The organism is Collinsella aerofaciens, from assembly GCF_028209395.1.
Classification (GTDB): Bacteria; Actinomycetota; Coriobacteriia; order Coriobacteriales; family Coriobacteriaceae; genus Collinsella; species Collinsella aerofaciens_AZ.
Window position 1 is genome coordinate 14,729 of record NZ_JAQLDQ010000006.1, and the last position, 13,977, is coordinate 28,705.

Genomic DNA, 13,977 nt, shown 5'->3' on the forward strand with positions numbered 1-13,977 from the left:
CTGTCGTGTAGGTGAGGTCATATGTGACCGAATGGCTTGGCCTTAGGCCTCCATCTCGGCGAGCTCCTCCTTGGAGAAGCCGGAGACAAAGACGACGGCAGCGGCGATGACAAAGGAGATTGCCATACCAACGATAGCCCAGACGGTGTTCATCTGGCCACCCTGCAGGTAGTTGGTGAAGACCAGGAAGTTGGAAGCACCGCCTGCGAGGTAGTAGGTGACGCCCATGAGGCCGGAGAGCACAGCGCCGATGGCACCGCCGATGAACATGCCGAACATGGTACGACGGAAGCGCATGAGGATACCGAAGAGCGCGGGCTCGGTGACGCCGCCGGCGATAGCGGAGATGACGTAGCCGATGGCAAGGGACTTCTCGTCGGGGTTCTTCATCTTGAGGAAGGCACCGAAGGCGCAGCCCCAGACAGCGGCCATAGCGCAGTTGGTGGAAACGAAGACGAAGGGATCGTAGCCGGCAGCGATGATCTGAACCTGAGCGAGCAGGATGACGGGCATGTGCATGCCGCAGACCACGAAGAGCTGCCAGAAGGCGCCGAGGACGGCCATGACGATCAGGATACCGATGCCGCCAAGGTCAGCAAGGCCGAAGAGCGCGTTAGCGATCAGCGTACCGATCTCGTTGCCGATGGGGGCGAGGACGATGAAGGCGATGGGGATGGTAACGATCATGGTGCAGAACGGCGTGAAGACCGTGGAGAGCACGTCGGGCATGACCTTCTTAAAGAACTTCTCGACGAAGTAGAGGACAGGCACCGAAAGGATAATCGGCAGGACGGACTGCTGATAGTTGGCAGCGGCGATCTGGATGCCGTAGACGGAGATGATGCCGCCACCCTCCTGAGTCGCGACACTCACGACGGACGGGGCCATGAGAGCGCCGCCGAGGAGCATGCCCAGAACCGGAGAGGCGCCGAGCTTCTTAGCGGCGGCATAGCCCAGGTAGATGGGGATAAAGGTAAACGTTGCCTCGTACAGCGTGGTGTAGAGGAACGTATAGGTCGGGTCGTCGGCCGAGAGCACACCGAGCATGGTGGGGCCGAGGACGGCCGCGATGGTGCGGAACAGACCGCCAGCCATGAGCAGCGGGATGAGCTGGGTCATGGAGCCGGACAGATAGTCGAGGATGATGTTAGGCAGGTTCTTGAGCTCGAACTTCTCCTTGGGAGCATCGAGGTTCTCGTCAACGGCCTCACCCTGCTTGACGCCGGAAATGGCGACGAACTCGGCGAGTACCTTGGGCACGTTCTGGCCGATGATGACCTGGAGCTGGCTGCCGGCAAACTGGCAACCCAGAACACCCTTGACCTTCTTAATCTTCTCCACGTCGGCCTTGCTGTTATCCTTGAGCGTCAGACGCAGGCGCGTCATGCAGTTGGTGGCAACGGAAACATTCTCCGCACCGCCCACGAGCTCGAGGACATCGGTGGCAATCTGCTTGTTATCTACTGCCATGGGACCCCTCCCCATATCTTCGTGTGCCAGCCCCCTTGGGCTTAGGCACGCCTTTGGCCCGGCGACTATAACCCCTTACGGTTGCCGGACCCTTGGATACGCTTTTGTAAACAAGGTGTTTACTGAACGTTTACGGGCTTTAGTTTACACGGAGCGCCGAATTTATGGCAATTTTGCCGTCTACAGTCCGGTGAACGGTAGGAAATCGGGGGTGAACGTATTTGAATGGCGGGAGATGGTCTCTTTGACCCTCTATTGATATATAGCCATTTACGTGAGATTTTATTTTGATGAACACCTCACTGATCTGTTAACTCATCAACAGAATCCCTGCTAGAAGCTAGTAAACATACGTTTAGTAGTTCACGACGTGTTCAGTTTTGCCGTTTACCGAGTTTATCTGCTTGTTCTGCAATTCTGGATTAAACTAAACATGTTTATATTGTATTGCCGCTAATGTTTCGTGTTGGCGGCACAAGGGAGGCAGCTCATGGAACTCAAATTGTGTACCTACGCAACCGTCACCACCTTGGGCGACTTTGGCCCCTGGATCAGCAAGGTCGTACTCGACCTGCCCTGCACCGTGCGCGCCAACGACATCGACGCGAACACCTTCCATATATATGTAGAGCGTCACGAGCGCTCGGGCGATGTTCTGATGCGCAAGGAACGCGGCGCCGACCATGCCGCGCCCTCCGTGGGTTACATCGACATTCTCGCCGCATATCCGTGCGACGAGAACGGACGTAAGCTCGCCGTGGGCACCCATGTGGCGCTCGAGGTCGCCGAGCAGCGCCTGACCAAAAAGATCGAAGGCGGCGTCATGGGCTCGCGCATGCTCGATGACCAGTTGCACATCACGCAGCTCGCGGCTCTTCCCGGCAACGACGGCGACGATCCCACCTGCGGCCTGGTCTTCGACACCTGCCGTGGCGATATCTGCCCTGCGCTCAAAGGCTGGAGCAACGACACGCAAAAGACCGCCGTCGACGGTATCGCGCTCGAATACGGCTTCTTTGAGCCCAGCTTTAAGGCCGAGGACTCGGCATGCTTCAACCCCTTTGCGCCCGAGGCCACGGCCGTGCCCCAAAAGGCACCGCTCGTGGTGTATCTGCACGGCGCCGGCGAGGGCAAGGGCGCCACGCAGGGCGAAGGCGCCACGCGCGCCTATATCGGCAACCGCGTGACGGCCATCAGCCAGGCGCAGATCCAGCGCTACTTTGGCGGCTTTGCCTGGGTGCTCGTACCGCAGTCGCCCACGTTTTGGATGGACAACGGCGTCGAGCAGCTTGGTCACTCCAACCAGAGCATCTACTCCCCCGTGCTCAAGGCACTTATCGATGAGTTTGTCGCCGAGCATGCCGACCGCATCGACACCGACCGCATCGTGGTCGCCGGTCTTTCCAACGGCGGCTTTATGACCCTACGCCTGTGCGCCGACTACCCCGATTTCTTCGCCGCGGGCCTTCCCTGCTGCGCCCCGTGGTACAACGCCACGGACGAGGACGTGGCCGCGCTCGCCAAGACGCCGCTGTGGTTTACGCACTCCAAGGGCGACGAGCTCGTGTCACCGCAACAGACCGTGCTGCCGCTCACGGCGCGCCTGCGCGATGCCGGCGCCAACGTGCACCTCACCTACTTTAGCCATGTCGAGGACCTGACCGGCGTGTATCGCGAGGCCGACGGCTCGGCCAAGAAGACGTTCAACCACGGCGTGTGGATCCACCAATTCAACGACCTGTGTTATCAAGACTTCGACGGGGGCAACGTACTCATCGACGGCGAGCCGGTGGGCTGCTGGGAGTGGTCGGCCAGGGTTTCGAGGTAACCATCCCATCGGGGGCTCTGACCTTTAGTTTTGTAAACGTCCTCGCGCATGAGCCCCGCTTATCCTGCTCCTTCGGAGCATCGGATAAGCGGGGCTCGCGCTGCGGAATGTTTACAAAACTAAAGGTCAGAGCCCCCCTAAGTTAACGTTGTTCGAAACGCTGGTCGGCCGCTTCCGGCGGGCCGCCGGGTCGCGGGCGATGGGGGCGTGGGTCCCGTCTTGCCTTGCGCGTAACTGGCTGAATTGATTTTGATTGGAGCTGTTCCTATGTCCCAGAAGTTGACTCGGGTGATTGTTACTACCGATATGGAAGTCGACGATATGAACTCGCTTGTTCATTTGGCTCTGTATCTCAACTTGCTTGATGTTCAGGCTGTGGTGTATACGGCTTCGCAGTATCACTTTCTTGGGGATGGGGTTCATACGCTCGGCGAGGTGAATTCGCATTGGCGGACCAAAGGGCGGCGCTCTTATGAGTGGGCTGTTGTGCCTCATGAGCCCGATCCGCTAGCCGGCGAGCTTCGTGAGTATCGGCCGTTTCCCGAGCATTGGATTGAGAGTCTCTGGAGTAATGAATATGCCCAGGCTTGGCCGCAGTTGCAGGCAAATGCGGACGCCGCCGGTGAACCGCCGTTTCCCACGCCTGCCCAGATGATCGAGCGTACGTTTGTGGGAAATGTTGCCTTTGAGGGTGATGTGACTGAGGAAACTGAGGGGTCTCGCGTAATTGCGCAGGCGATTCTGGATGATGATCCGCGTACGTTATGGTTGCTCAGCTGGGGTGGTATGAATACGATCGTTCGCGCCCTCATGAGTATTGCCGAGCGCTATCGCGCCACGCCCGAGTGGCCCGCCGTGCAGCAGCAGGTCTATCAGAAGGTGCGCGTGATGGGCGTTGCCGATGGCGTGGGACAGGACAACTCGTGGCTCGACCATGGGCGCGAGCTCTTTCCCGAGCTCATCTTTTGGCGTACGCCCTATATGTATGGCAACTATTTCGACGCCAAAACAGCTCAGCCCGATACGCTGCCGCTGTTTAAGGCTCCCTGGCCCGAGCAGAATCTCACGCAGGGCAACGGCCCCCTCATGGCACGCTATATGCTCTATGGCGATGGTAAGGTCTACGAAAACGAACCCGAGCGCTTTCAGTTTGGCAAGCATGCCCGCCTGGATTGGGGCCTGGAAGGCATGCCCGCGGTGCAGTTTGAGCGCGGCGACTTTATGGCCGAAGGCGACAGCATGACCTATATTCCACTGCTGCCGTTTGGCCTGCGCGGCATCGACGACCGCGGCTTCGATACGCTGCTGGGACGCATGTTTTTTGATGGGCATCCCGATGCGAACGCGCCCGCCGGTTTTGCCCCCATCGGCACGCCCGCAGACGACAATCTCAATCCCTATCTGCGTGCCTATCAGGAAGACTTTGCCGCCCGCGCGCAATGGTGCGCCCATGATCCGGCCACCTGCTCGCATCCGGCACATGTTGTCGAGGTCACGGCCGACCGCAGCGCCACAGCCGGCGAGCGCGTCGACCTTACAGCGACCATCGTCGACCCCGACAGCAAGGGCTTCGATGTACATTGGGATGTCGCCGTGGACCCGTCGAGCTATGCAGGCGTCCAGGATCTGTCGCTGTGGCAAGAATGCACGGTAGACACCGCTTTCATCGTGCCCGCCGACGCGCGGCCCGGCGACCGCTTCGTACTCACGCTTACCGTGCAGACGCGCGCCGAGCGCCCCTGCACCCGCTACGCCCAGATCGCCGTGACCGTGGCATAGCAAGAACGGCGCCCACATTCGGCAGCCGCCGCATTCGACAAAGAGTGTCCCCAGGCGCCAAACGAGCAAGGATTTTTGGACGTCCAAATGACGAGAGTGGATAATCTCTCACTTTGAGCCCACAAGCAGGCCAAAAATGGGAGATTATCCACTCTCGTTCTGCGAGCACTCATTGGGGACGTACTTAAATGAGTAGTTTCACTCATTTAAGTACGTCCCCAATGAGTAGGAAAAATGGGCCATGTGTCCCAGTTGTGGAGACTCGTTGAGCCGTCTGGGTATCGTGAAAGATCGCGCACTCCCCCATCATCAAAAGTGACACACGCTACCAGTTGATGGGAGGCAGCCATGGGCTTCTTTGACAAGATGTTCGAGAAGAAAGAGCGCGCGATTTGCGGTACCGAGCTGGGACTTCTAGGTAAGACAAAAATCAATGAAGGCTACCTGTGCAAAGAGTGCGCCGGCAAGCTCTCCCCCTACTTTCACGGCTATCGCTCCAGCACCGCGGACGATATCCGCGAGCAGCTCGCCTACCGCGAGGCCAATGCCGAGCGCCTGGCGTCGTTCAACCCCACGCGCACGCTTTCTGCCGGGCGCACCAACATCATGCTCGACGAGGACGCGGGCCTGCTGATCATTACCTCGCAGAGCCGCTGGCGCGATGCCAATCCCGACATCATCGAGTTCTCGCAGGTACTCGGCTGCGATATGGATATCGACGAGCATCGCACCGAAATCTATCGCGAGACCAAGGACGGCGAGCGCGAGAGCTACAACCCGCCGCGCTACGACCTGGATTACGACTTTAATCTGACCATCCACGTCAACACGCCGTACTTTACCGAGATCAACCTGCGCGTGAACGACTCCACCATCGATCAGCGCGGCTCCATCGAATACCGCGAGGCCAAGCGCCAGGCAACCGAGGTCCGCGACGCGCTGGTGCAGCTGCGCCAGGAGACGCGCAACAGCGTCGCGGCCGCCAAGGCCCCCAAGACCGCGGTGACCTGCCCCTTCTGCGGAGCCACCACCATTCCCGATGCCAGTGGGCGCTGCGAATACTGCGGCGGCGCCATCGGCGCATAGCCTCCGGCACGGAAAGGACCGATCATGGCCTTCGAGAGCGTTAACTATCAGTGCCCTGCCTGCGGTGGTCCCCTGCATTTTGCCAGCGCCGAGCAAAAGCTTGTCTGCGACTACTGTGACTCACGCTTTGAAGTCGAAGAAGTCGAGGCCCTCTATCGCGAGCGCCAGGACAAGGCAGATGCCAAAGCCGATGCCGCAGCCGCAGCTCCCAAACCTGCTGCCGACGATGCCGTGCAGGAGCTCGCCCAAAACGCCGGCTACATCTGCTCGTCGTGCGGCGCCGAGCTCGTGTCCGACGGCACCGTCGCCGTCACCACCTGCCCGTACTGCGGCAACTCCGCCGTGGCGCCTGGCCAGCTCTCTGGCGACTTCTCGCCCGACCTGGTGATTCCGTTTAAGCTCGGGCGCGACGACGTCACGGCCGCACTCAAGGAACACTACAAGGGCAAGATCTTGCTGCCCAAGAGCTTTGTCACCGGCAACCACATCGACGAGGTCCAAGGTGTCTACGTGCCGTTTTGGCTCTACGGCGCCCGCGTGGACGGCGAAGTGTACTTTGACGCGACCAACGAGACCGTGACCGAGGAATCCGACCGCACCGTCACGACCACCGACCACTACGATGCCTATCGCAAGGGCAATATCTCGTTTAAGCGCGTGCCCGTCGACGGATCGTCCAAGATGCCCGACGGCCATATGGACGCCATCGAGCCGTTTGACTACGACGCACTGCGCCCGTTCTCGGTCGCCTATATGCCCGGCTACATCGCCAACCGCTATGACGAGGATTGCGAAACCTGCAAGGCGCGCGCCGAACGCCGCATGGAGGAGAGCACGATCTCGGCCCTGCGCGAGACCGTCGTCGACGAATATGACGACGCCACGGTCGAAAGCAAGCAGCTCGACTACACCTGGGAAGAAAGCGATTATGCCCTGTTCCCCGTGTGGATGCTTTCCACCTCGTGGAACGGCAAGAGTTACCTGTTTGCCATGAACGGCCAAACCGGCCGCATGGTCGGCGAGCTTCCCTGCTCCAAGCCCAAGCTCGCCATCGCCTCAGTGCTGTTCTTTGTAATCGGATTTGTCCTCTCCCAGATTCTCTTTATGGGCGAGAACGCCTTCAATCCGGATTACCTCACCTTTGATATCGAGGGCATCCTCATCAACATCATCGCGCCACTGATCATCGTGATTATCGGAGACGTGCTGCTGGTAGGCCAGCTCAAGACGGCCAACGAAGCAACCCATGCCGATGAGTATTGTGGCGAGCTCGACCTGACCGAGAAGCATGACACCTTCAGCCACACCGAGACCACCGTTGTCATGAAAGACAACAAGGACGATTAGCCATTCTGACCAATACCACCCGGCCTTTGACGAGAAAGGAAGATCACCATGGGACTCTTGAAAGCTGGATTGGGTGCTGCCGGCGGCGTCATGGCCGACCAGTGGAAGGAATTTATCTATTGCGAATCGATGCCTGCTGACGTCTTGGCCTGCAAGGGCAGCAAACGCACCGGCGGTCGCAGCTCCAACACGCGCGGCGAGGACAACGTTATCTCCAACGGCTCCGTCATCGCCGTTAACGACGGCCAGGGCATGCTCGTGGTGCAAAACGGCAAGATCATCGAGGTTGCGCTGGAGCCCGGCGAGTTTGTCTTCGATACCGGCAGCGAGCCGAGCGTCTTCAGTGGCAACCTGGGCGACTCCATCAAGGAGACGTTTGCCAACATCGGCAGCCGCTTTACCTTTGGCGGCGACGCGGGCAAGGACCAGCGCGTCTACTTCATCAACACCAAGGAGATCATCGGCAACAAGTACGGCACCGCCTCGCCCGTGCCCTTCCGCGTGGTCGACAACAACATTGGCCTGGACGTCGACATCTCCGTGCGTTGCAACGGCGAGTATTCGTACCGCATCACCAACCCGCTGCTGTTCTACACCAACGTGTGCGGCAACGTAACCGACAGCTACACGCGCGACAAGATCGACAGCCAGCTTAAGTCCGAGCTGCTCACCGCCCTGCAGCCCGCCTTTGCCAAGATCTCGGAGATGGGCATTCGCTACAGCGCCATCCCCGGCCACACCACCGAGCTCGCCCGCGCGCTCAACGAGGTTCTCTCCGCCGACTGGCGCGACCTGCGCGGCGTCGAGATTGTGAGCTTTGGCGTCAACTCCATCGCTGCCTCGCAAGAGGACGAGCAGATGATCAAGGACCTGCAGAAGGCCGCCGTCATGCGCGATCCCACTATGGCGGCCGCCAACATCGCCAGCGCCCAGAGCGACGCGATGCGCGCGGCGGCTGCCAACCCCAACGGCGCGATGGCCGGCTTTATGGGCATGGGCATGGCAGGCGGCATGGGCGGCATGAACGCCAGCCAGCTGTTCGCCGCCGGCCAGGCACAGCAGCAGGCCGCCCCGCAGCCGGCTCCGGCACCCGCCCCGGCTCCTGCCGCCGCACCTGCGACCGGCACATGGACCTGCAGCTGCGGCGCCACCAACACCGGCAAGTTCTGCTCCGAGTGCGGCAGTCCCGCACCCGACCCGGCACCGGCAAAGTGGTTCTGCCCCAACTGCGGTAGCGAAAACGGCGGCAAGTTCTGCAGCAACTGCGGAACGCCCAGGCCCTAGCCCCTCTATCTGGTAATTGGCGGGGGATCCGCCACCCCCGCATTTGCTTCTATGGGTTTCGTTCGATAAAGGAGGACACCATGAAGACAACGTTCAAAAAATCCGTACTCGCATTTCTGACATGCGTCCTTGCGCTCGCCTTTGCCCTGACGGGCTGCAGCGGCGGCGGCAAAGACCCCAAGGCCAACTTCGTCGGCAGCTGGGAACTCTCGGGTGGAACCATGGAGGGCGAAGAGCTGACCGATGAGTACATGAAGATGCTCGAGGATTGGGGTGTCCACTGCGTCCTGATTCTCGATGAGGACGGTACAGGTGCCCTCGACCTGTTCCTTGAAGTCGTCGACCTTAAATGGGAGGCAAAGGACGCCACCACCGTAACCATCACCGCCGAAGACGAGTCGCATGACATGAAGCTCAAGGACGGCAAGCTCATCCTCGAAGAGGATGACGGCAATCTTGTCTTTACCAAGTCCGACAAGGATCTGTCCGGCACGGTGAAGAAGGATCGCGAGGCGGCCGAGAAGGAAAAAGAGATCGACGAGGCCGTCGAAGACGACGACGTCCAGAAGATTGAAATCTCCCCCGCCGTCACCGTTGCCGATGACGACCTGTGCACCATCACCATCACCGAGAAGTTCAAGGACGAGTGGGGCGACATCGGTTTTGTCGTCAACATCACCAACAAGAGCGACAAGGACCTGACCTTCTACGCTCCTTCCGGCAAGACCAACGTCAACGGCACCATGAAGGAACCTTGGTTCTCGGCTCACCTGATGCCCGGCACCAACGCCACTGAGGAATTCACGTTCTCGAACGGCACGCTCGATAGCCTTGACGACCTGGTCAATACGACCATCGGCATCGACGCCTACCTGACCGATTCCTACGAGGACGTCGCCTCTTACACCGCAACCATCGCGTAACGGCACGTAACATCAGCCGCGGATTGGCGGACACATCCGCGCACATGTCAAGCGGGGCCGCAGGAGATAATCCTGCGGCCCCGCTGCTTTATGCCGACAGCACTGCCCATACAAGCAGGCCGCCCGCCGTTTTTAGATGCGAAACGGCAGGCGGTCTATCTTTACGGCGCCAGAACACGGATGAGCGCGTCGATTACGGGCGTTCCATGTTGGGAACGATGCTGCCTTCGGTCACCGCATGCACGGCAAGACGCATGATGTTGTCGTAGCCGGTCTTGCTCAGGATCTCCGAAATGCGGCGCTTGATGGTGCCCTCACTCATAAACAGCTCGGCCGCAATCTCGCGACGGCTCTTGCCCTCGCAGGCAAGGCGCAAAATCGACAGCTCGACATCGTCGAGGGCTGCCGTGCCCGAAAAAATGCTTTCGGGCGGCTTGGGAAACGTGCAATAGCCCGCCAGCGTGGAGCGCATCACGGCGAACAGCTCGTCGATACCGACGTTCTTGTACACAAAGCTATCGACGCCCGCCTCGCGGGCCTGATCGACAAAGGTGATCTCGGGCATGCCGGTCATGATAATGATGCGACACTCGGGCAGCTGCTCCTTGATGCGCGCCGCCGCCACGATGCCGTTGGAATCATGCTCGGTGCACACGTCCATCAGTATCATGTCCGGGCGCTCCTTGAGCGCGACACCCAAGGCCTCGGAGGCATCGGCGAGCGCGGCGACGACGGTCATATCGGGCTGGTCGCCAACGGAGCGCGCCAGGCTCTCGCGCAGGATGGCCTGGTCTTCGACTATAAGGACGCGGATCATGAAATTCTCCTTTGGACCGTGGCGTTGGAGCTCAACGGGATGGACACCGCAAGCGTAAAGGGCTGGGCGGTATGGACCTCTAGTCTGCCACCCAGATCTTGCGCGACATGCCTCATACCTGGGATACCCGTTCCCTCGCGATACGATACGGGGGCCGGGGACCCGTCGTTAGAAATCGTCATGTGCGCGATGCCGTCAGCATCCGTCCCCTCCTGCCACAGGCGCACATGGACCCGATGCGCCTGCGCATGCTTGGTGGCATTGGTCGAGGCCTCGCGGATAATCTGCAAAAATGCGGCGGCGACACGCGCGTCCTCAGGCAGCACACCCTCAACATCGATCTGCACGCTCACCAGGCCAAAAGCGTGGGCGATATCACCCAGCTGCTCTGCAGGCTCACTGGCACCACCACTGCGCAGGTCGGCGGCGATCGAGCGCAGCAATGGGTCAATCTGCTCGAGCGACTCGTCGTCCAGGCGCCCCTCCTCCAAATAGCGATGGAGGATGGACAGGCGCTGCCCGATCACGTCGTGCACGCGGGCACGCATGCGCAGGTAGGCCGCATTGTCGGCAACTTTTTTGACTTCTTCGATCTGGGCCTGGAGTTCTTTGCCCGCAAGCTCAAGCAGGTGATTGGCTTGCGCCAGGCGGTCGTGGGCATGCGCATACTCCGTCACATCCAGCCCGATAATGCGCTCAAAGAGGCGGCCCGAAACCATAACCTCGTCGTGCACAAATAGGCGAATCTCGACGGGAGAAATCTCGATCACCGCGCGAGGCTCACCAAAACGGTCCAAGTTAATCCGCACACGGTTCCTACTGCTTTCGGGCATTTGCATGCTGAGTTTGCGCAGGTCGTTCCATGTGCTGCTCATGTCGCCCAGGTCGGTGGGCATATGAAGCTCCACCAGGTTTTTGCGCATGCAGCGGTTCATGAGCAGCGGACGGCCCCTCGGGTCTAGATACAGGATGCCCACGGGAATCACGTTGATGGTCTCGATCGTCGAGAACATGGTGATATCCTCCTGGCGGTTACGGACGTCCATCAAGAGCGCCGCGATGGAACGGAACAGGAAGAACGCTCCCTCTGCGATAAGGACAACGGTCCACGCCGAGCCCATGGCAAAAACCACCGGTGGTGTAACGGCGACAACAAGCAGCAGCTCGACCAGCATGACGGGGCGACGATAGTGCACCATAAGTACCACGCCATAGGCAAAGATCGCGGCATTGAGCCACAACGCTCCGCCCGTTGCCCTGGCGCAAACGTCAAGCGGCGCCACCAGATACGAGCCAGACGACGCGAATAAGATGAGCGCTGAAATCATCAGGTGAAGCACAAGGCTCGCCTCGTAGGCGCAAATCACCTTACGGTCATAGGGCGAGCGGCGCGACGCGATGAGCGGGACGTGGATCGTCTGCAGACACGCAGCCAGGGCAAAGACAACATCGAGCGCAACGATTTGGGGAAGGATGAGCGAAATCTGCATCGTCACTCACCCGCCCTCGGCATCAAGACGATCATGCGCAGCTGGCCGGGCTCGCCCTCAAGGCGATATGCCACGTTGCGCCCTTGCAGAGCGCTTTCGAGCTCTTGCGCAGCGGGCGTCTGCGAAAGATCTGCATCATCGTTGGAAAAAAGCGTGGCGCGCAGCTCGACACTGCATCGGTCATGGTCGCCCAAGTGATACATAAGCGCCGGATGGTCGGCGGTGTAGGCAAAAAACGCAAAGTCATACACGCAGTCGTACAGGGCGCTTACCGTACTAGCGTGCATCGGGCGCCGTATGGCGATAATCGAGGCGCAATCGATATCGATGGTGCGCAGGTCGCTTGCGAGCTCGTTGGCAATGAGTTGAATGCGGTCGCGGTCAAAGCCGCTCTCCCCGTGCTGCGCCAGCGTGAGCGACCCCTTGCGCTTGCAATAGGCGACGAGCATCTTGGCGCGCTGCAGCATGCGGTAACGCTCGTGCGAAGACGCCTCGTCGGTCAACGGCGGCAGCGAGCTCAGCAGGTCGTACATCTCTTCGAGTGCGCGGGCAAGCGCCTGGTCCACGTCTTGGACCAGCAGGGTCTCGGCCTCTTGATCTGCCAAATGCGTCTTAAGGTCGTAGTCGGCCGTGAGCAGTTCGTTTTGGCGCTGCAGCTCCATGCGACGCTGCGCCAGTTCGCGATTGAGCTCGTTGAGTTCCGACACGTCTTGGGCAAGCAGGGCTGATCCGCCCAGCAGTGGAAAGGCACGGTACATCACATCGGGATCGGACGCCACGGCAAAGGCGTGGGCGCGGCCGTGCTCCTGGGTCCGCAACTCCTCGCGCACGCCTACCGGCATTGGCTTTGACACTGGCGTGGCATAGACTTCCTGCAGTTCGCGCGTTAGAACTTTGAGGTCGAGCGGCAAGGTGTCGAAGATGCCGGCGATGTCGTGATACGACGGAATGACACCGCAATCGAGACAGATTTCCATCGCCACCACGCACAGGACGCAGTAGACAAGTGAAAAATTAAGCCTCCATGCCCAGGGCACACGCAGCGCATATGAAATGGCAAAGAACGCGCCGCCCAATAGGACAAGCGCGGCCGTGCCCGAGAAACGCTGAATACGAAAAGACGAGGACCGTCCTACCAAGATAAAAAAGGCAACGAAGTTAAAGGCTGTCCATACCAGAACGGTACCGTAGCCCCAACCATATGTGTAATCGTTGCTCCAGGTTCCACTCGATCGATCGAAATGGAAGACCTGCTGATGAACATCGTTAGTAAGCACAAAGCCGATAAGCAGGACAGCCATGACCCACAAAACGGTGCGGTACCGACGCCCCATACGATGCTGTTCCAAACCCGCGAGGCGCAGACCGCACAGCTGGTAGATCAGCGGAATGAGCGTCATGGGCACGTAGTACAGGTACCACAGCACGGTGGCATAGAACGGCGTGAACGACTTATATTTGAGGATGACCTCGATCATCCACAGGGCACAAATGGCGGCGATGGCAACAAGGCGGCGGCGCAAGACGTAGTCCAAGCAGCGTAGGTACGCCAACACACCCCAGATTGAAAATGCAATTGCGGCGACAAGCAGCGGGAGAGAGCTCGAGTGGACGAGCGCATCCACGACCTCTTCGGACACCTCGCTATAGGCGGGCACGGTGTTGGAAAGCTTGGGGTCGGAGGCGAACAGTGCCGGCAAGACTGCCAAAAGCATAAGGAACAGCGCGGTAATGGCGCCGGCGATAACAAAGACGCGGTGGCGATACACGCCATGCGATATGCCAACAAGGAATCGCGGCATGGCGAAGAGCCTGCCGCCCCTAAGATCCGCCACGGGCGCGGATCGGGCGGTCGCGTGGCCGATATGTCGCTCGCGGGTACCCATAGTGCTTTTAGTGTACCGACAGGCGGGCCCAAAAAGCGGGCCACATGTCCCAAAATCCGCCGACGGC

Annotated in this window: 10 protein-coding genes; 6 read left to right on the forward strand and 4 right to left on the reverse strand. The window is 59.9% G+C overall.

Annotated elements, in window-relative coordinates:
* Window positions 1–42 precede the first annotated feature (42 nt).
* The gene (locus PMW67_RS04090) at window positions 43–1,470 is read right to left on the reverse strand and encodes a PTS transporter subunit EIIC (RefSeq protein WP_271738820.1); all 1,428 of its coding nucleotides are present in this window, start codon (window positions 1,468–1,470) and stop codon (window positions 43–45) included.
* A 490-nt stretch (window positions 1,471–1,960) separates the two neighbouring features.
* On the opposite strand from PMW67_RS04090, the gene PMW67_RS04095 reads away from it, so the two are divergent.
* The 6 genes from PMW67_RS04095 (at window position 1,961) to PMW67_RS04120 (ending at window position 9,717) form a co-directional block, all read left to right on the forward strand.
* Entirely contained in the window at window positions 1,961–3,298 is a 1,338-nt protein-coding gene (locus tag PMW67_RS04095) for a prolyl oligopeptidase family serine peptidase (RefSeq protein ID WP_117637193.1), read from the forward strand.
* Window positions 3,299–3,565: 267 nt separating this feature from the next.
* Window positions 3,566–5,077, forward strand: coding sequence for a nucleoside hydrolase-like domain-containing protein (locus tag PMW67_RS04100; RefSeq protein WP_271738821.1), 1,512 nt, complete (start codon window positions 3,566–3,568; stop codon window positions 5,075–5,077).
* 348 nt (window positions 5,078–5,425) lie between these two features.
* Entirely contained in the window at window positions 5,426–6,163 is a 738-nt protein-coding gene (locus PMW67_RS04105) for a DUF4428 domain-containing protein (protein ID WP_271738822.1), read from the forward strand.
* 24 nt (window positions 6,164–6,187) lie between these two features.
* Entirely contained in the window at window positions 6,188–7,510 is a 1,323-nt protein-coding gene (locus PMW67_RS04110) for a hypothetical protein (protein WP_271738823.1), read from the forward strand.
* 48 nt (window positions 7,511–7,558) lie between these two features.
* Window positions 7,559–8,794 carry an SPFH domain-containing protein gene (locus tag PMW67_RS04115; protein WP_271738824.1) on the forward strand — a complete coding sequence of 412 codons (1,236 nt, stop codon included), beginning with the start codon at window positions 7,559–7,561 and terminating at the stop codon, window positions 8,792–8,794.
* A gap of 80 nt (window positions 8,795–8,874) precedes the next feature.
* The gene (locus tag PMW67_RS04120) at window positions 8,875–9,717 is read left to right on the forward strand and encodes a hypothetical protein (protein WP_271738825.1); all 843 of its coding nucleotides are present in this window, start codon (window positions 8,875–8,877) and stop codon (window positions 9,715–9,717) included.
* 193 nt (window positions 9,718–9,910) lie between these two features.
* Here the strand turns inward: PMW67_RS04120 and PMW67_RS04125 are convergent, their stop codons facing one another.
* Genes PMW67_RS04125 through PMW67_RS04135 form a run of 3 tightly spaced genes read right to left on the reverse strand, consistent with a single transcriptional unit; the run spans window position 9,911 to window position 13,826 of the window.
* Window positions 9,911–10,534 carry a response regulator transcription factor gene (locus PMW67_RS04125; protein WP_271738826.1) on the reverse strand — a complete coding sequence of 208 codons (624 nt, stop codon included), beginning with the start codon at window positions 10,532–10,534 and terminating at the stop codon, window positions 9,911–9,913.
* The gene (locus tag PMW67_RS04130; protein ID WP_271738827.1) at window positions 10,531–12,030 is read right to left on the reverse strand and encodes a sensor histidine kinase; all 1,500 of its coding nucleotides are present in this window, start codon (window positions 12,028–12,030) and stop codon (window positions 10,531–10,533) included. The genes PMW67_RS04125 and PMW67_RS04130 overlap by 4 nt, the downstream gene beginning before the upstream one ends.
* The gene (locus PMW67_RS04135; RefSeq protein ID WP_271738828.1) at window positions 12,027–13,826 is read right to left on the reverse strand and encodes a histidine kinase N-terminal 7TM domain-containing protein; all 1,800 of its coding nucleotides are present in this window, start codon (window positions 13,824–13,826) and stop codon (window positions 12,027–12,029) included. The genes PMW67_RS04130 and PMW67_RS04135 overlap by 4 nt, the downstream gene beginning before the upstream one ends.
* Window positions 13,827–13,977: the final 151 nt, after the last annotated feature.

Excerpts from the sequence above, each read along its gene's own strand:
- PMW67_RS04095 (WP_117637193.1), top strand. The coding sequence starts at position 1,961 with ATGGAACTCAAATTGTGTACCTACGCAACCGTCACCACCTTGGGCGAC.
- PMW67_RS04105 (WP_271738822.1), top strand. The coding sequence starts at position 5,426 with ATGGGCTTCTTTGACAAGATGTTCGAGAAGAAAGAGCGCGCGATTTGC.
- PMW67_RS04120 (WP_271738825.1), top strand. The coding sequence starts at position 8,875 with ATGAAGACAACGTTCAAAAAATCCGTACTCGCATTTCTGACATGCGTC.
- PMW67_RS04100 (WP_271738821.1), top strand. The coding sequence starts at position 3,566 with ATGTCCCAGAAGTTGACTCGGGTGATTGTTACTACCGATATGGAAGTC.
- PMW67_RS04115 (WP_271738824.1), top strand. The coding sequence starts at position 7,559 with ATGGGACTCTTGAAAGCTGGATTGGGTGCTGCCGGCGGCGTCATGGCC.
- PMW67_RS04135 (WP_271738828.1), bottom strand. The coding sequence starts at position 13,826 with ATGCCGCGATTCCTTGTTGGCATATCGCATGGCGTGTATCGCCACCGC.
- PMW67_RS04125 (WP_271738826.1), bottom strand. The coding sequence starts at position 10,534 with ATGATCCGCGTCCTTATAGTCGAAGACCAGGCCATCCTGCGCGAGAGC.
- PMW67_RS04110 (WP_271738823.1), top strand. The coding sequence starts at position 6,188 with ATGGCCTTCGAGAGCGTTAACTATCAGTGCCCTGCCTGCGGTGGTCCC.
- PMW67_RS04090 (WP_271738820.1), bottom strand. The coding sequence starts at position 1,470 with ATGGCAGTAGATAACAAGCAGATTGCCACCGATGTCCTCGAGCTCGTG.